14 protein-coding genes and 1 pseudogene are annotated in these 15,325 nt (G+C 70.4%); 5 read left to right on the plus strand and 10 right to left on the minus strand.

All coding sequences use genetic code 11. The annotated features are described in order from the left end of the window. Positions 1 to 43: 43 nt before the first annotated feature. Together ACFYUV_RS38640 and ACFYUV_RS38645 are read left to right on the plus strand one after the other, a co-directional pair. On the plus strand, positions 44 to 1,117 hold the full coding sequence (locus tag ACFYUV_RS38640) for a CapA family protein (protein WP_387677978.1): 1,074 nt from the start codon (positions 44 to 46) through the stop codon (positions 1,115 to 1,117). Between the two features lie 655 nt (positions 1,118 to 1,772). Further along, positions 1,773 to 2,363: a TetR/AcrR family transcriptional regulator gene (locus tag ACFYUV_RS38645; protein ID WP_387678343.1), complete on the plus strand. Its 591-nt coding sequence runs from the start codon at positions 1,773 to 1,775 to the stop codon at positions 2,361 to 2,363. A gap of 190 nt (positions 2,364 to 2,553) precedes the next feature. Here the strand turns inward: ACFYUV_RS38645 and ACFYUV_RS38650 are convergent, their stop codons facing one another. After that, positions 2,554 to 2,847, minus strand: a complete 294-nt coding sequence (locus ACFYUV_RS38650) for a hypothetical protein (protein ID WP_358290353.1) — start codon at positions 2,845 to 2,847, stop codon at positions 2,554 to 2,556. A gap of 173 nt (positions 2,848 to 3,020) precedes the next feature. Between ACFYUV_RS38650 and ACFYUV_RS38655 the strand changes: the two genes are divergently transcribed. Further along, positions 3,021 to 3,551 carry a tetratricopeptide repeat protein gene (locus ACFYUV_RS38655; RefSeq protein WP_352357346.1) on the plus strand — a complete coding sequence of 177 codons (531 nt, stop codon included), beginning with the start codon at positions 3,021 to 3,023 and terminating at the stop codon, positions 3,549 to 3,551. A 153-nt stretch (positions 3,552 to 3,704) separates the two neighbouring features. Here the strand turns inward: ACFYUV_RS38655 and ACFYUV_RS38660 are convergent, their stop codons facing one another. From ACFYUV_RS38660 to ACFYUV_RS38690, 7 genes and pseudogenes are all read right to left on the minus strand, one after another. Next, positions 3,705 to 4,358, minus strand: coding sequence for a hypothetical protein (locus ACFYUV_RS38660; protein WP_387677983.1), 654 nt, complete (start codon positions 4,356 to 4,358; stop codon positions 3,705 to 3,707). Positions 4,359 to 4,576: 218 nt separating this feature from the next. Next, positions 4,577 to 7,147: an ATP-dependent chaperone ClpB gene (clpB, locus tag ACFYUV_RS38665; RefSeq protein WP_387677986.1), complete on the minus strand. Its 2,571-nt coding sequence runs from the start codon at positions 7,145 to 7,147 to the stop codon at positions 4,577 to 4,579. A gap of 30 nt (positions 7,148 to 7,177) precedes the next feature. Beyond that, positions 7,178 to 7,501: pseudogene (locus tag ACFYUV_RS38670) on the minus strand (heat shock protein transcriptional repressor HspR); the annotation flags it as partial. A 3-nt stretch (positions 7,502 to 7,504) separates the two neighbouring features. Continuing rightward, positions 7,505 to 8,686: a molecular chaperone DnaJ gene (dnaJ, locus tag ACFYUV_RS38675; RefSeq protein WP_387677989.1), complete on the minus strand. Its 1,182-nt coding sequence runs from the start codon at positions 8,684 to 8,686 to the stop codon at positions 7,505 to 7,507. Between the two features lie 21 nt (positions 8,687 to 8,707). Next, positions 8,708 to 9,307: a nucleotide exchange factor GrpE gene (gene grpE, locus ACFYUV_RS38680; RefSeq protein ID WP_387677992.1), complete on the minus strand. Its 600-nt coding sequence runs from the start codon at positions 9,305 to 9,307 to the stop codon at positions 8,708 to 8,710. Further along, positions 9,307 to 11,178, minus strand: a complete 1,872-nt coding sequence (dnaK, locus tag ACFYUV_RS38685) for a molecular chaperone DnaK (RefSeq protein WP_364327391.1) — start codon at positions 11,176 to 11,178, stop codon at positions 9,307 to 9,309. Before dnaK ends, grpE begins: the two co-directional genes overlap by 1 nt. A gap of 233 nt (positions 11,179 to 11,411) precedes the next feature. Next, positions 11,412 to 11,855, minus strand: a complete 444-nt coding sequence (locus tag ACFYUV_RS38690) for a hypothetical protein (RefSeq protein WP_387677996.1) — start codon at positions 11,853 to 11,855, stop codon at positions 11,412 to 11,414. 81 nt (positions 11,856 to 11,936) lie between these two features. Between ACFYUV_RS38690 and ACFYUV_RS38695 the strand changes: the two genes are divergently transcribed. Further along, positions 11,937 to 12,818 carry a proline dehydrogenase family protein gene (locus ACFYUV_RS38695; protein ID WP_387677999.1) on the plus strand — a complete coding sequence of 294 codons (882 nt, stop codon included), beginning with the start codon at positions 11,937 to 11,939 and terminating at the stop codon, positions 12,816 to 12,818. 39 nt (positions 12,819 to 12,857) lie between these two features. Beyond that, complete coding sequence (proC, locus tag ACFYUV_RS38700) at positions 12,858 to 13,652, plus strand: pyrroline-5-carboxylate reductase (protein WP_352357328.1); 795 nt, start codon at positions 12,858 to 12,860, stop codon at positions 13,650 to 13,652. A gap of 34 nt (positions 13,653 to 13,686) precedes the next feature. Here the strand turns inward: proC and ACFYUV_RS38705 are convergent, their stop codons facing one another. Next, a complete protein-coding gene (locus ACFYUV_RS38705; RefSeq protein WP_387678002.1) occupies positions 13,687 to 14,430 on the minus strand; it encodes an ABC transporter permease in 744 nt (247 codons plus the stop codon). Then, a complete protein-coding gene (locus ACFYUV_RS38710) occupies positions 14,427 to 15,317 on the minus strand; it encodes an ABC transporter ATP-binding protein (protein WP_352325260.1) in 891 nt (296 codons plus the stop codon). The genes ACFYUV_RS38705 and ACFYUV_RS38710 overlap by 4 nt, the downstream gene beginning before the upstream one ends. Between the last annotated feature and the right edge of the window lie 8 nt (positions 15,318 to 15,325).

A 15,325-nucleotide genomic window follows, 5' to 3' on the forward strand; every position in this document is an offset into this window, starting at 1 on the left:
TGCTCGATCCGTAAAAGTCTGGATCGAGCGGAAATGGCGGTAGATGAGACTCCCCCGTGTCCTACCGGTGCTGGTCGTCGCCGCCTCCCTCGCGGCATGTTCGTCGGCACCTGACAAAGAGCCGCAGAGCAAGCAGGTCGAGCAGCAGGCGGCCGAGTCGCCGAGCTCGAAGCCGAAGCCCGCGCGCCGGCCGTTCACCATCTCCTTCGGCGGCGACGTGCACTTCGAGGGCGTGCTGCGCGGCAGGCTCGCCAACCCGGGCACCGCCCTCGGACCCATCGCGAACGTGCTGCGCAAGGCCGACCTGACGATGGTCAACCTGGAGACCGCCATCACCACGGCCGGGACGCCCGCGCCCGGCAAGCAGTTCACCTTCCGCGCGCCCTCGACCGCGTTCAACGCGCTCAAGGCGGCCGGGGTGGACGTCGCCTCCATGGCCAACAACCACGGCATGGACTACATGGAGAGCGGCCTGGCCGACTCGCTGGCGGCCATCAAGCGCAGCAAGTTCCCCATCGTGGGCATCGGGGCGAACGCCGCGCAGGCCTACAAACCCTTCCGTAAGACAGTGAACGGCAACCGGGTGGCGATCATCGGCGCGACGCAGGTGCTCGACGCCGAGTTCATCCAGTCGTGGACGGCCACGGCCGACAAGGGCGGACTGGCCTCGGCCAAGGACGAGGCGAGCCTGCTGAAGGCGGTGCGCCAGGCGCGCAAGAACTCCGACACCGTCATCGTGCACCTGCACTGGGGCACCGAGATGCAGAAGTGCCCCAACGAGGCCCAGCGCTCGCTCGCCCCCAAGCTGGTCGCGGCGGGCGCCGACGTCGTGGTCGGCGGGCACGCGCACATCCTGCTCGGCGCCGGATACCTGGACAACGCCTACGTCAGCTACGGCATGGGCAACTTCGTCTTCTACAACTCCACCCCGGGCACCACGGGCAGGACGGGCGTGCTGACGTTGACGATCAACGGCCGCAAGGTGCTCAAGGACCAGTGGACCCCGGCCACGATCCAGGGCGGCATCCCGATCCCGATGACGGGCACGGCCAGGACCCAGGCCGTGAGCGACTGGAAGGCGCTGCGCGCGTGCTCGGGGCTGGCCGCGCGGCCATGATCGATCTATCCTCTGGACAGTCCGTCCAATAGGAGGTCGCCATGCGGCAGGTCGAGTCCGGCGGGGTGCGGCCGGCGGTCTTCGAGGAGGGCGCCTCCACCGCGCCGCGCGACCGCCGGCCGTGACCGCCCGGTGGGTCGGCCGGCCGTGGCGCCGCACGGTCGAGGCCGGCCACTGGACGCAGCGCAGCCAGCCGCGCGACGACCGCGCGGCCCGGCGTCGTTGATATCGCTCGAATTGAAGATTATTCGCGAAATATCGTCTCGCAATATAGTGTGCCGGGATTGTGTCGAACAATATGACGGTCCCCGTCGGGGAACGTTTATCGAACATATCATCGGCGGGGTGTTATCCGGGGCCTCGTCTCGCAGGAGCTGGGCCGGGCCGCCAGGCGTCTGCGCTGGGCCGCGGGTCGCGCGCCGGGCCCGATCCGGCGCCGACCAGTACGGAAATTCGGTTGTGCCGGCCCGTGGATTTCGCCACGGGCGACCCGGCAGGCAGTCATCCGAGAAATCCCGCAAATGAGTAGGTAACGATCGTGCAGACGAGAGAAGATGAATCCGTGTCTTCGCCGCAAATGGATGATGACTGCGTCCACCCCAAAGCTCTCCGGCGGCAGCCGGCCCAACGCCGCAGCGCCCGGCGCGTCGAGCGCATGCTCGACGCCTGCGCCGAACTCCTCGACGAGACCGGCTACGAGGCCCTGTCCACCACCCGCATAGCCGAGCGGGCAGGCGTCGCGATCGGCTCGGTCTACCAGTTCTTCCCCGACAAGCGGGCCATCACCCAGGAGCTCACCCGGCGCAACGTCGAGCAGTTCGTGGCGCGGGTGGGGCTGCGGTTCATGGAGGAGGAGTACCGCGGCTGGTGGGAGGCCGTCGACGCGATCATCGACGAGTACGTCGACATGCACCGCACGGTCCCCGGCTTCCGGAGCCTGCACTTCGGCGACGTCGTCGACCTCAACCTGCTCGACTCCGACTCCGAGAACAACACGGTCATCGCGGGCAGGCTGCGCGGCCTGCTGCTCAAGGAGTTCGGCCTGGCCGACAGCGAGACGCTCGACCTGGCCGTGCTGGTCGCGGTCGAGGCCGGCGACGCGGTGCTCAAGCTGGCCTTCCGGCGCGACCCCGCCGGCGCGCCCGACATCATCGACGCCGCCAAGCACCTGATGCGGGGGTTCCTGTCGCGTCAGCTCAAGTCGTGGTCGCCGCACGTGCTGACCGAGGGCGAGGGGGGACGCTGACCGAGATCTGGGCATGACAGCGACGAGCGATCGTCACTGTCCGTCACGGGTCTTCCGGAGGTGAAGATGTACGATCTTCCGCCGTCCGCCTTCAAGCGCAGTGCCCCCTTCGATCCCCGCCACAGGCGTGGGCCGGTCCGCGTCGCGCTCGGGCTCGCCCGGGCCGTGCGGTCCGTGGTCGCCGGCCGGATCACCGGGCCGTACCGGCGATGACCGGCCGCCGGGCGCCGGGCGCGGCTCGCTGCCGCGCCTCGGGCACCTGCTGGATGCGCGGCGTCACCGGCGTACGCAGGCAGGGCAGGGGGAACGACACCGGCCGGACGTCCCGGGCCTGCCGGACGTCGAGCCTGGCCTGCAACGCGTGCAGGTTGCGTTCGGCCGTGCGGATCGCCTCCAGCCGGGCCGACAGATACCCGGCCACGCCGGGCCCGAGGGCCGAGAGAACGACGGCGCAAGCCAGCGTGAAGGTCATCTGCCTGGACATGCCCATTACAGCCCCCTCCGCCCGCGTACCGCAAAGCATGCCGTATATGCCCGCTGACCTGCACATACACGCGCAGCGTGACCAGCCTTGGACGAGACGTTGCCGAATTTGCATGTGACCGGCGATGCGCATTGACCGGGCAAACCGCCTGGCGGCTCGGTAGTCTCGCGGGTGTGGCGCATGTGACCCGAGAGCACCTTGATCGTCTGCTGGAGCAGGCCCTGCTGGCCGACGACCACAGTTCCTTGGCCAGTCGGCTTTACGACGTCGCGCTCGGTTATTCGTCCGGCGACGTCTCCAGGGCGTCCATCCTCGTCCTGGCCGCCGAGGAGTGGCGAGCGGCGGGACAGCCCGCACGCGCGATGGAGTGTTTCCAGCGCGCCGTGGAGGACGGCGGCGACGCGGGCTTCGACCCGCGCGCGGGCATCGCCGACACCCTCTTCGAGCTCGAACGGCCCGACGAGGCCCGGGAGCTCATCGAGACCATCCGCGCGGAGGGCGACGTCTCCACGGCGACGGCCCACACCATCGCGGAGACCCTGGTCGCCTACGGCGACCTGCGGGGCGGCCTCGAATGGGCCACCCAGGCCGTGCTGGGCTGCGAGGAGGGCGACCCCGAGCAGGTGGCGCTGCTGCGGACGCGATACCGGATCAGGGTCGACCTCGGCCTTCCGGAAGACGAGCTCGACGAGCTCGTCTCCTAGTCGCGGGGGCCGGCCGGCGGGCCCCAGCGCGGGGCCCGGCTTGTCGCGTGCCCGCGAAGCCGGGCCGGAGGGGCCGCGACAGTGCGCGGCCACGGCCCCTCCGGTTGAGGAAGCCGGGCGCGGCAGGCACGACCCGCGCCCGGACACATTGGCTCAGTGCAGGTCGAGACCGGGCAGCAGGCGGCTGAAGCCGTCGATCGCGGGATAGCCGCCGGGCAGCGTCGACGCGCCCTCGATGCTCTCCACGGCCCTGGGCAGCAGGTTCGAGATCAGATCGCCGCCGACCTCCCGCACCGGCTGCCGCGCCCGGCCCGGCGACTTCGCGGCGCGGGCCGAGGCGGGGGTGGTCGGCCTCTCGCCGAGCGTCATCTCGGCCGGCACCCGGGCCGCGACGGGCGTCTGCGGCAGCGCGGGGAGGGCGGGCAGCGCGGGCACCTGCAGCGTCGTGGCCAGATCACGCATCCCGCTGTTGCCGGAGGCCGCGGGGAACAGCGCGGGCGAGGCGCTGTTCAGCGAGGGCATGCCCCACGTCGCCCCGACGCCGCCGAGGTCGGCCAGCGGGCCCATGGCGGACCTGGCGGCCGCCAGACCCGTCAGGCCGAGCCGCCTGGCCATGTCACCGGCGGCCATGGCCAGCTTGCCGACCTCCTCGGTGACGACCCGGTGGCCGTTCGTCCTGCCCTCGTTGAGCTGGAGCCTGGCGTGGCCGTCGCAGTACGAGGCGACCGCCTCGGCAGGCGGCCGGCAGGTGTCGGCCACCGAAGGACCGGCGACCGGCCAGGTGACGCCCACGGTCAGAACGGCCACCGTGAGGATGCTTCGGATCTTACGAGATGACACCGCACGTCCCTCTGATCGGAATCGGTGATCTGACGAACGCCGAAGCTAGCCACCTGTCCGGCCGGTCGCGTGCGGCTTGTCCGAAGGGTGGCTGGAACCTTACCCCGCGGCGACGGGATATGACCCTGGCATGACATGCCGGAGCCCGGAGATCCGCGGGGATCTCCGGGCTCGATGGCACCGCCTCAGCCGCGCTGGATGAGCAGCTCGTCGTCGCCGAGCTCCACCCGGACCTTGTCGCCGTCGGCGATCTCGCCGGACAGCACGGCCTTGGCCAGCTTGTCGCCGATGGCCGACTGGACCAGGCGGCGCAGCGGGCGGGCGCCGTACAGGGGGTCGTAGCCGGTCAGCGAGAGCCATTCGCGGGCGGCCGGGCTGACCTCCAGCGTCAGGCGGCGGTCGGCCAGCCGCTGGGCCAGGCGGTCGACCTGGAGGTCGACGATCTGGGCCAGCTCCTCGGAGCCGAGCGCGTCGAAGAGGATGACGTCGTCGAGCCGGTTGAGGAACTCCGGCTTGAACGAGCCGCGCACCGCCCCCATGACGGCCTCGCGCTTGGCGTCGTTCTCCAGCTTCGGATCGACCAGGAACTGCGAGCCGATGTTGGAGGTCAGGATCAGGATCGTGTTGCGGAAGTCGACCGTGCGGCCCTGGCCGTCGGTCAGCCGTCCGTCGTCGAGCACCTGGAGGAGGATGTCGAACACCTCCGGGTGCGCCTTCTCCACCTCGTCCAGCAGCACCACCGTGTACGGCCGCCGCCGGACGGCCTCGGTGAGCTGGCCGCCCTCCTCGTAGCCGACGTAGCCGGGAGGCGCGCCGACGAGCCTGGCCACGCTGTGCTTCTCGGAGTATTCGCTCATGTCGATGCGGGTCATCGCCCGCTCGTCGTCGAACAGGAACTCCGCCAGCGCCTTGGCCAGCTCGGTCTTGCCCACACCGGTGGGCCCGAGGAACAGGAACGAGCCCGTGGGACGGTCGGGGTCGGCGATGCCGGCCCGGCTGCGGCGCACGGCGTCGGAGACGGCCTGTACGGCCTGCTGCTGGCCGATGAGCCGCCGGCCCAGCTCCTCCTCCATCCGCAGCAGTTTGGCCGTCTCGGCCTCCAGCAGGCGGCCGGCGGGGATGCCCGTCCAGGAGGAGATGACCTCGGCGATGTCGTCGGCGCCGACCTCCTCCTTGACCATGGCGTTGTCCGGCGGCGCGGCGTCGGAGGCGGCCTGGAGGGCCTGCTCCAGCCGGGGCACCTCGGCGTACATGAGCCGGGAGGCGGCCTCGAAGTCGCCGTCGCGCTGGGCCCGCTCGGCGGCGCCCCTGGCCTCGTCGAGCTGCTTCTTCAGCTCGCCGACCTTGTTGAGCCCGGCCTTCTCGTGCTCCCAGCGGCCGACGAGGGCGTTGAGCTCCTCCTGGCGGTCGGCCAGCTCCTGACGCAGGCGGTCGAGCCGCTGGACCGACGCCTCGTCGGTCTCCTTCGTCAGGGCCAGCTCCTCCATCTTCATGCGGTCGACGCTCCGCTGGAGCTGGTCGATCTCCACGGGACGGGAGTCGATCTCCATGCGCAGCCGCGAGGCGGCCTCGTCGACCAGGTCGATGGCCTTGTCGGGGAGGAAGCGGTTGGTGATGTAGCGGTCGGACAGGGCGGCGGCGGCGACCAGCGCGCCGTCGGCGATCTGCACCTGGTGGTGCGCCTCGTAGCGGCCCTTGAGCCCGCGCAGGATCGCGATCGTGTCCTCGACCGTGGGCTCGCCCACGTAGACCTGCTGGAAGCGGCGTTCCAGCGCGGGGTCCTTCTCGATGCGCTCGCGGTATTCGTCGAGCGTGGTCGCGCCGATCATGCGCAGCTCGCCGCGGGCCAGCATGGGCTTGAGCATGTTGCCGGCGTCCATGGCGCCCTCGGCGGCCCCCGCGCCGACGACGGTGTGCAGCTCGTCGATGAACGTCACGATCTGCCCGTTGCTCTCCTTGATCTCGGAGAGGACGGCCTTGAGACGCTCCTCGAACTCGCCCCGGTACTTCGCGCCGGCCACCATCGCGCCCAGGTCGAGCGAGATCAGCCGCTTGTTGCGCAGCGACTCGGGCACGTCGCCGGCCACGATGCGCTGGGCCAGGCCCTCGACGACGGCGGTCTTGCCGACGCCGGGCTCGCCGATCAGCACCGGGTTGTTCTTGGTGCGGCGGCTGAGCACCTGGACCACGCGGCGGATCTCCGAGTCGCGGCCGATCACCGGGTCGAGGCCGCCGCCGCGGGCCCGCTCGGTCAGGTCGACGCCGTACTTCTCCAGCGCCTGGTAGGTGTCCTCGGGCGTCTCGCTGGTGACGCGGGCGTGGCCGCGTACCTTCTCGAAGGCGTCGAGCAGCGCCTGCGGGGTCGCGCCCTGCGACTTGAGCAGCTCGGCCATCGCGCCGCCGTCGGCCGCCAGGCCGACGAGCAGGTGCTCGGTGGAGACATAGAGGTCTTCGAGGCGGTTGGCGTGCTGGGCGGCGGTGTTCATGACGGTGAGGAGCTGCCGCGAGCTCGACGGCGCGCCCACTGTCGCGCCCTGAGCCTTCGGCAGCGCCGCGAGCTGCTCCTCGACGCGCGCCCGCAGCGTGCGCCAGTCGGCGCCGACCGCTTCGAGCAGCGGCACGGCCGTGCCGCCCGTCTGGGAGAGCAGCGTGGAGAGCAGATGGGCCGGAGAGATCTCCGGGTTGCCCTCGGCGGCGGCGCGCCGCATGGCACCCGAGAGAGCTTCCTGGCTCTTCTGGGTGAGCTTGTAGTCCATAACCTAGGCCCCCGGTGGCAGCTCGTAGCGGATCAGCGCCCTGACCATCCGCATCTCGGCGCGCAGGCGGTGAACCTCCTCACGCAGCCGCAGAGCTTCGTTCTCGAGCTCGAGAATCCGCTTGATGCCCGCGAGGTTGATGCCCTCCTCCTGGGAGAGCCGCTGGACCTCGCGGAGCTGGATGATGTCTCTTGTGGAGTAGAGGCGGCCGCGCCCGGCGGTGCGGCCCGGGCTGACCAGGCCGAGCCGGTCGTACTGGCGCAGCGTCTGCGGATGGAGCCCGGAGAGCTGCGCGGCCACCGAAATCACATAAACAGGCGTGTCGTCGGACAGGTCGAAATAGTTGGCGTCCATCGGCTACTCGCTTCTGGCTCGCTGAATGAGATCGGCGCGCGGGTCGTCGCCCGCGGTCGCGGTGTTGAACTCGTTGAGGAGCTCGCGCGACTTGTCGTCGAGCGTCTTCGGCACGAGCACCTCGACGCTGGCGAGCAGGTCACCCTTGGTGCCGTCCTTGCGGGTGACGCCCCTGCCCCGCACGCGGAACGTGCGGCCGTTGGGCGTGCCCGCCGGGACGCGCAGGGTCACCGGCATGCCCTTGAGGGTCGGCACCTTGATCTCGGCGCCCAGCGCGGCCTCCGAGAACGTCACGGGAACCGTGATCGTGAGGTTGTCGCCCGTCCGGCCGAACACGTGGTGCGGCTTGACGTGCGTCAGGATGTAGAGGTCGCCGGCCGGGCCGCCGTTCTCGCCCGGCGCGCCCTTGCCCTTGAGCTTGACCCGCTGCCCGTCGGCCACGCCGGCGGGGATCCTGGCCTGGATCGTGCGGGTGCTCTTGGCCCGGCCGTTGCCCTCGCACACGGGGCAGGGGTCGTCCACGAGCAGCCCGCGGCCCTTGCAGTCGCGGCAGGGCTCGGAGAAGGCGAAGTTGCCCAGGTTGCGGCTGGCCGCGCCGGTGCCCTCGCAGGTGGGACAGACCCGGGGGGTCGTGCCCGCCTTGGCGCCGGTGCCGCTGCACGCGGTGCAGGCGGCCGAGCTGGTCAGCCTGAGCGAGACCGTGGTGCCCTCGACGGCCTCGGTGAACGAGAGCGTGACCTCGGACTCGACGTCCTGGCCGCGGCGCGGTCTGGTCGCGCTCGTCGTGCGGGTGGAGCCCCCCGCCCCACCGCGGTTGAACAGCCCGCCGAACAGGTCGCCGAGCCGCTCACCGGCGCCCCCGCCCTGCTGGCCGGCGGTGCCGCCGAACAGGTCGCCGAAGTCGAACGGGAAACCGCCACCGCCGGGGCGCTGTCCGCCCACCCCGGACCCGAACAGCGTGCGCGCCTCGTCGTACTCCTTGCGGCGCTTGCTGTCGGACAGGATGTCGTACGCCTCCGAGACCTCCTTGAACTTGGTCTCCTTGGCGGCGTCGCCCTGGTTGGTGTCCGGGTGGTACTGCCTGGCCAGCTTCCGGTACGCCTTCTTGATCTCGTCGGCGGTGGCGGTCTTGGGCACACCAAGGACGGCGTAGTAGTCCTTTTCCAGGTAGTCCTTGGTGCTCATCTACGGCCCTTCGTCCTTTTGTCAGTTTGCTTCGTCGTCATTGGACGCGGGAGGAGCGTCCTCGGGCTCGGCCACCGCCACCCGCGCCGGGCGCAGCACCCGCTCACCCATCCGGTAGCCGGGCTGCAGCACCTCGATCGCGGTGGGCTCGGTCACGTCGGGCGAGTAGCTGTGCATCAGCGCCTCGTGGACCGTCGGGTCGAACGGGTCGCCCTTCTGGCCGAAGGCGCTGAGGCCCAGCTTGGTGAGCACCGACTCCAGCGACTCCGCCACCTTCGCGAAGCCGCCGGTCAGCTCGCCGTGGTCACGGGCCCGTCCGATGTCGTCGAGCACGGGGAGCAGCTCGGTCAGCGCGCCGGCGACGGCCTGCTCGCGGACCGCGACCCTGTCGCGCTCGACCCTTCTGCGGTAGTTCGTGTACTCCGCCTGGAGGCGCTGGAGGTCGGCGGTCCGCTCGGCGAGCTGGGCCGCCAGCTCACCGTCGTGGGCCGCCGCCGGCGCCTGCTCGGCGGGCGCCTCGGGCTGCTCGCCCGAGGTCTCCCGAACCTCGCCCGTCTCCGGGTCGATCTTGCGCTTGTCGCGGATCACCGGCTCCTCGTGCCCGTTGTCGCGCGCCGGCATCACTGGTCCTTCTTCGGCTGGTCTTCGTCGACGATCTCGGCCTCGACCACGTCGTCGTCGGCCTTGGCGCCCTGACCGGCCGAGGCGTCCTGCGGAGCGCCCTCGGGACCGGCCTGCTGGCCCTGGCTGGCGGCGTAGATGGCCGAGCCCATCTTCTGGCTGACCGTGGCGAGCTTCTCCGCGGAGGTGCGGATGACGTCGGTGTCGGTGCCCTCAAGAGCCTTCTTCAGCTCCGCCAGGGCGTCGTTGACCTCGGTCTTGATGTCGCCGGGGACCTTGTCGTCGTTCTCGCGGAGGAACTTCTCCGTCTGGTAGGCCAGACCGTCCGCGTTGTTGCGGACCTCGGCCTCCTCGCGGCGCTTCTTGTCCTCCTCGGCGTACGACTCGGCCTCGCGCATCATGCGCTCGATGTCGTCCTTCGGCAGCGCGGAGCCGCCGGTGATGGTCATCGTCTGCTCCTTGCCCGTGCCCAGGTCCTTGGCGGAGACGTTGACGATGCCGTTGGCGTCGATGTCGAAGGTGACCTCGATCTGCGGGATGCCGCGCGGCGCCGGGGCGATGCCGGTCAGCTCGAAGGTGGCCAGCTTCTTGTTGTACGAGGCGATCTCGCGCTCGCCCTGGTAGACCTGGATCTGCACCGACGGCTGGTTGTCCTCGGCCGTGGTGAAGACCTCCGAGCGCTTGGTCGGGATCGTCGTGTTGCGCTCGATGATCTTGGTGAAGATGCCGCCCTTGGTCTCGATGCCCAGCGACAGCGGGGTCACGTCGAGCAGGAGGACGTCCTTGACCTCACCCTTGAGCACGCCGGCCTGGAGAGCGGCGCCGATGGCGACGACCTCGTCGGGGTTGACGCCCTTGTTGGGCTCCTTGCCGCCGGTCAGCTCGCGGACGAGCTCGGTGACGGCGGGCATGCGGGTCGAGCCGCCGACGAGCACCACGTGCGCGATGTCGGAGACCTTGATGCCGGCGTCCTTGATGACCTGGTGGAACGGGCCCTTGGTGCGCTCGAGCAGGTCGGCCGTCAGGCGCTGGAACTCGGCCCTGGTCAGCTTCTCGTCGAGGTGCAGCGGGCCCTCGGAGGAGGCGGTGATGTAGGGCAGGTTGATGTTGGTCTCGGCCTGGCTGGACAGCTCGATCTTGGCCTTCTCCGCGGCCTCACGCAGGCGCTGGAGGGCCATCTTGTCCTTGGCGAGGTCGACGCCGTGGGCGTTCTGGAAACGCTTGACCAGCTCGTCGACGACGCGCTGGTCCCAGTCGTCGCCACCGAGGTGGTTGTCGCCGGAGGTGGCCTTGACCTCGACGAAGCCGTGGCCGTCCTCCTGGCCGACGTCGAGCAGCGAGACGTCGAAGGTGCCGCCGCCGAGGTCGAAGACCAGGATCGTCTGGTCCTGCTCCTTGTCGAGCCCGTAGGCGAGGGCCGCGGCGGTCGGCTCGTTGATGATGCGCAGAACGTTGAGGCCCGCGACCGTGCCGGCCTCCTTGGTGGCCTGGCGCTGGGCGTCGTTGAAGTACGCCGGGACGGTGACCACCGCGTCGGTGATCTTCTCGCCCAGGTACGCCTCGGCGTCCTGCTTCAGCTTCTGCAGCACGAAGGCGCTGATCTGCTGCGGGGAGAACTTCTTGCCGTCGATCTCCTGGGACCAGTTGGTGCCCATCTCGCGCTTGACCGAGCGGATCGTCCGGTCAACGTTGGTGACGGCCTGCCGCTTGGCGACCTCGCCCACCAGGACCTCGCCGTTCTTCGCGAAGGCGACCACGGACGGCGTGGTCCGCGAGCCCTGCGCGTTGGCGATGACGGTGGGCTCACCGCCCTCGAGGATCGAGACGACGGAGTTGGTCGTCCCAAGGTCGATACCTACCGCACGTGCCATGAGTACGTCCTTGTAGTCAAAGTTGAGTCGGTTGGACTCAAGCTACGGATTCGTGTCGTCTTTGTCAAACGACTTGAGCCTACCCGACTCAACCCCGATGAGCGCCTCGGCATTCCCACGAACTGGGGTGATTCCACACATCAGGCGTAACGGGGGCGGACGTCCGGCGGTTCCACCGGCATGAGGAAGCCGCCCACCTCGCGGTCATGAGGAGGGCGGCCGAGGGGGACGTCTTAGGGCTTCGCGCCGTCCACGAGCTTGCGCTTGCCGAGGACGTGCCTGAGCTTGACGGTCGTGGTCTTCTCCACAGCCAGCATGATGCAGGACACGTCCTTGGCCTTGGGGGACGTGCCCTCGTACAGGGTGATGGTGACCTTCTTGGCGGTCTCCTTGACCTTGACCTTGTCCAGCACGGTGCACGGCTCCACGCCCGACCACCAGGTGAGCCTGACCTGCTTGCCGCGTGAGAGGGCCGTGGCCTTGGTCCAGCGGACCTTGTGCACGTTGATGGCGTCGCCGGTGGGCTTGACCGGCTCGGGGGCCTTGCTGGGGGCGGTGGTGACCGGTGTCACGACGTGCTCGGCGGGCGTCTGCGGCAGCGGACGGGCGGCCGGCGGCGATGTGGCACAACCCGTCGCGAGCACCAGAGAACCGGCGAGAAGAGTCGCTGTCGTCATTGTGCGCATATCCATAAGACGAAAAGGGCAGGTCCGCGGTTCAGCGATATACCCGGGAAGTGGGCGGTTAGTGTGGGTCACGTGCTCCGTCAGGCAATGCTCGCCGTCTCCAAGAGCGAACGCGCCGAACGCGTCATCACCACATCGCCGCTGACCAGGGACGTGGTCAAGCGATACGTCGCCGACGACGTCGGCGCGGTCATCCGCGGGTTGTCCCACGAGGGCCTGCTGGTGACCGTCGACCACCTGGGCGAAGAGGTGACCGACAGGAGACAGGCCGAGGCGGCGGTGCGCGAGTACCTGTCGCTGCTCGACCGGCTGCCGCCGGGCGGCGACGCCTCGGTCAAGCTGACCGCGCTCGGGCTGCGGCTGTCGGAGCAGGTCGCGCTCGACAACGCCGCCACCATCTGCGAGGCGGCGGCCGCCCGTGGCATCACGGTCACGCTCGATGCCGAGGAGCACGACACGATCGGCGGCCTGCACTTCGTGCACGCCACCCTGCGCAAGGAGCACCCCGACGTCGGGATCGTGGTCCAGGCGTACCTGCCCGACGCGCTCGAACGCTGCGAGAAGCTGGCCGGCGCCCGCGTACGGCTCTGCAAGGGCGCCTATACCGCCCCTGGCGCCTACAGCAGGCCGGCCGACGTCGACCGCTCGTTCGTCCGCTGCCTCAAGATCCTCATGGCGGGCACCGGCTACCCCATGATCGCCACGCACGACCCCAGGATGATCCAGATCGCCTCCACCCTGGCCGTGCTCGACGGCCGCGACGTCAACGGCTTCGAGTACCAGATGCTGTACGGCGTGCGCCCCGGCGAGCAGCGCCGTCTGGCCGGGCTGGGCGGCCAGGTGCGCGTGTACGTCCCGTACGGCGCCGACTGGTACGCCTACCTCATGCGCCGCCTGGCCGAACGCCCCCGCAACCTGGCGTTCTTCATCAGATCGCTGCTGTCGCGGGGCTAGTAGGCTGGGCCGGCGTCCGTTCCCCTTCGAGAGGTCGAGATGATCGCGATTCTGGGCACCGGCAAGATGGGCGAGGCCCTGCTGTCCGGGCTGCTGCGCGCCGGGTTCAAGCCGGGCGACATCATGGCGACCAGCCGCCGTCCGGAGCGGGCGCAGGCGCTGCGCGAGACGTACGGCGTGCGCACGGTCGACAACGCCGAGGCGGCCAAGTCGGCCGACACCCTGATCCTGGCCGTCAAGCCCCAGGACATGGCGACCCTGCTGGCGGAGATCGCCCCCTACGTCCCGGCCGACCGCCTGGTCATCACGGCGGCGGCCGGCATCACCACCGCGTTCGTCGAGCAGCGGCTCGGCGTCGAGGTGCCGGTGGTCCGGGTCATGTCCAACACGCCGATCAAGTTCGACGAGGCGATGAGCGTGATCTCGGCGGGCGCGCACGCCGGCGAGGAGCACCTCAAGCTCACCGAGGGCCTGCTCAAGCCGGTCGGCAAGGTGCTGCGCATCCCCGAGTCCCAGCAGGACGCCGCGACCGCGCTGTCCGGCAGCGGCCCCGCCTACTTCTTCTACCTGGTCGAGGCCATGGTCGACGCGGGCATCCTGCTCGGCATGCCGCGGGCCGCCGCGCTCGACATGGTCACCCAGTCGATCGTCGGCGCGGCCGTGATGCTGCGCGACTCCGGGGAGCACCCGGTGATCCTGCGGGAGGCCGTCACCTCGCCGGGCGGCACCACGATCGCGGCCATCGCCGAGCTGGAGCGCCACAGCGTGCGCGCCGCCTTCCTGGCCGCCATCGAGGCCGCCCGCGACCGGGGGCGCCAGCTCGCCTCGGGCTGACCGGCGGCGGGGGAGCCCGGCCGCCGGGTGCGGCTCAGGCGTCCCGCCGCTGCAGGAGCACGGCCCCCGCGGCCACCGCGACGGCGACCCACAGCGCGTAGACGCCGAGCCCGCTCCACGGCCCCAGCGGGTTCCCGGGCTGGTCCAGCACGATCTCCATGCCGGCGTTGGTGGTGAAGTGGTCGGAGACGGCCTTGCCCCACTCGCCGGGCAGCGCGGTGGTGAGCTGCGGCAGCACCATCATCAGCGCGATGGCCGAGACGATCGCGCCCGGCGTGTGCCGGATCACCGTGCCGAGCCCCAGCCCGAACAGGCCGCAGGCGGTGAGGTAGAGCCCGGCCCCGAACACCGACTGCGCCGCGGCGCCCACGTCGACCGAGTCCGGCCGGAGGATCGCCACGCCGACGGCCACCGCGGCGGCCGCCGCGACGGTGGAGACGACCAGCGCCGTCACGGTGAACACCACGATCTTGCCGGTGAGCAGCTTCAGCCGCCTCGGCACGGCCAGCAGCGACGTGCGGATGCCGCCGGTCCGGTACTCGCTGGAGATCACCAGCACGCCCAGCGTGGCCATGGACAGCGCGGCGAACATGATGCCGGTCAGGCTCGTCATGACGGCCTGGTCACCGGTGATGGGCTGCCCGTCGGCCGTGGCCCTGGACGCGACCGACAGCAGCCCGCCCAGGCCGATCAGGAGCACGGCGGTGACGGCGAGCGTCCACACCGTCGAACGCACCGAACGGATCTTGGTCCATTCGGACCTCAGGATGTCGGTCATGACGAGTACTCCACACTGTCCTTGGTGAGCTCCATGTACGCCGCTTCGAGCGAGGGCTGCACGAACGTCAGCTCCTCCAGGGGGATCCCGGCCCGAGCGGTCAGGGTGCCGATCTCCAGCGTGCTCATCGCGGTGACGCGCAGGTGGTCGGGATACAGGTCGCCCACCTTGACCAGGTCGGCGACCTCGGCCAGGCGCGGGGAGCGCACCCGTACGTAGCCCTGCGAGCTGCGCCCGATGAACTCCTGCACGCTCGTGTCGGCGATCAGCCGGCCCCGGCCGATGACGATCAGGTGGTCGGCCGTCTGGGCCATCTCGCTCATGAGGTGGCTGGAGACGAACACCGTCCGCCCTTCGGCGGCCAGCTTGCGCATGAACGTGCGGATCCACAGGATGCCCTCGGGGTCGAGCCCGTTGACCGGCTCGTCGAAGAGCAGGATCTCGGGGTCGCCGAGCAGCGCGGCCGCGATGCCGAGGCGCTGCGACATGCCGAGCGAGAACCCGCCGATCCGCCGCCGCGCCACCTCGCGCAGGCCGACGGCCTCCAGCACCTCGTTCACCCGGCCCGCCGGGATGCCGTTGCTCTGGGCGATGGCCAGCAGGTGGTTGCGGGCGCTGCGGCCGCCGTGCACGGCCTTGGCGTCCAGCAGCGCGCCCACCTTGCGCAGCGGGTGCCGATGCTCCTGGTACGGCCGCCCGTCCACCAGCACGGACCCGCTCGACGGCCGGTCGAGGCCGAGGATCATCCGCATGGTCGTGGACTTGCCGGCGCCGTTGGGCCCGAGGAACCCGGTCACCTGGCCGGGCTCGACGTCGAACGACAGGTCCGCGACGGCATGGGTGGCGCCGTAGCGTTTGCTCAGATTGGTTGCGCGAATCGCCGTCATGCCACCAA

The organism is Nonomuraea sp. NPDC003560 (assembly GCF_042878785.1).
Classification (GTDB): Bacteria; Actinomycetota; Actinomycetes; order Streptosporangiales; family Streptosporangiaceae; genus Nonomuraea.

Coding starts and splice junctions, on each gene's coding strand:
- ACFYUV_RS38640 (WP_387677978.1), top strand. CDS start 44: ATGAGACTCCCCCGTGTCCTACCGGTGCTGGTCGTCGCCGCCTCCCTC.
- ACFYUV_RS38645 (WP_387678343.1), top strand. CDS start 1,773: ATGCTCGACGCCTGCGCCGAACTCCTCGACGAGACCGGCTACGAGGCC.
- ACFYUV_RS38650 (WP_358290353.1), bottom strand. CDS start 2,847: ATGTCCAGGCAGATGACCTTCACGCTGGCTTGCGCCGTCGTTCTCTCG.
- clpB (WP_387677986.1), bottom strand. CDS start 7,147: ATGGACTACAAGCTCACCCAGAAGAGCCAGGAAGCTCTCTCGGGTGCC.
- dnaJ (WP_387677989.1), bottom strand. CDS start 8,686: ATGAGCACCAAGGACTACCTGGAAAAGGACTACTACGCCGTCCTTGGT.
- grpE (WP_387677992.1), bottom strand. CDS start 9,307: ATGCCGGCGCGCGACAACGGGCACGAGGAGCCGGTGATCCGCGACAAG.
- dnaK (WP_364327391.1), bottom strand. CDS start 11,178: ATGGCACGTGCGGTAGGTATCGACCTTGGGACGACCAACTCCGTCGTC.
- ACFYUV_RS38690 (WP_387677996.1), bottom strand. CDS start 11,855: ATGACGACAGCGACTCTTCTCGCCGGTTCTCTGGTGCTCGCGACGGGT.
- proC (WP_352357328.1), top strand. CDS start 12,858: ATGATCGCGATTCTGGGCACCGGCAAGATGGGCGAGGCCCTGCTGTCC.
- ACFYUV_RS38705 (WP_387678002.1), bottom strand. CDS start 14,430: ATGACCGACATCCTGAGGTCCGAATGGACCAAGATCCGTTCGGTGCGT.
- ACFYUV_RS38710 (WP_352325260.1), bottom strand. CDS start 15,317: ATGACGGCGATTCGCGCAACCAATCTGAGCAAACGCTACGGCGCCACC.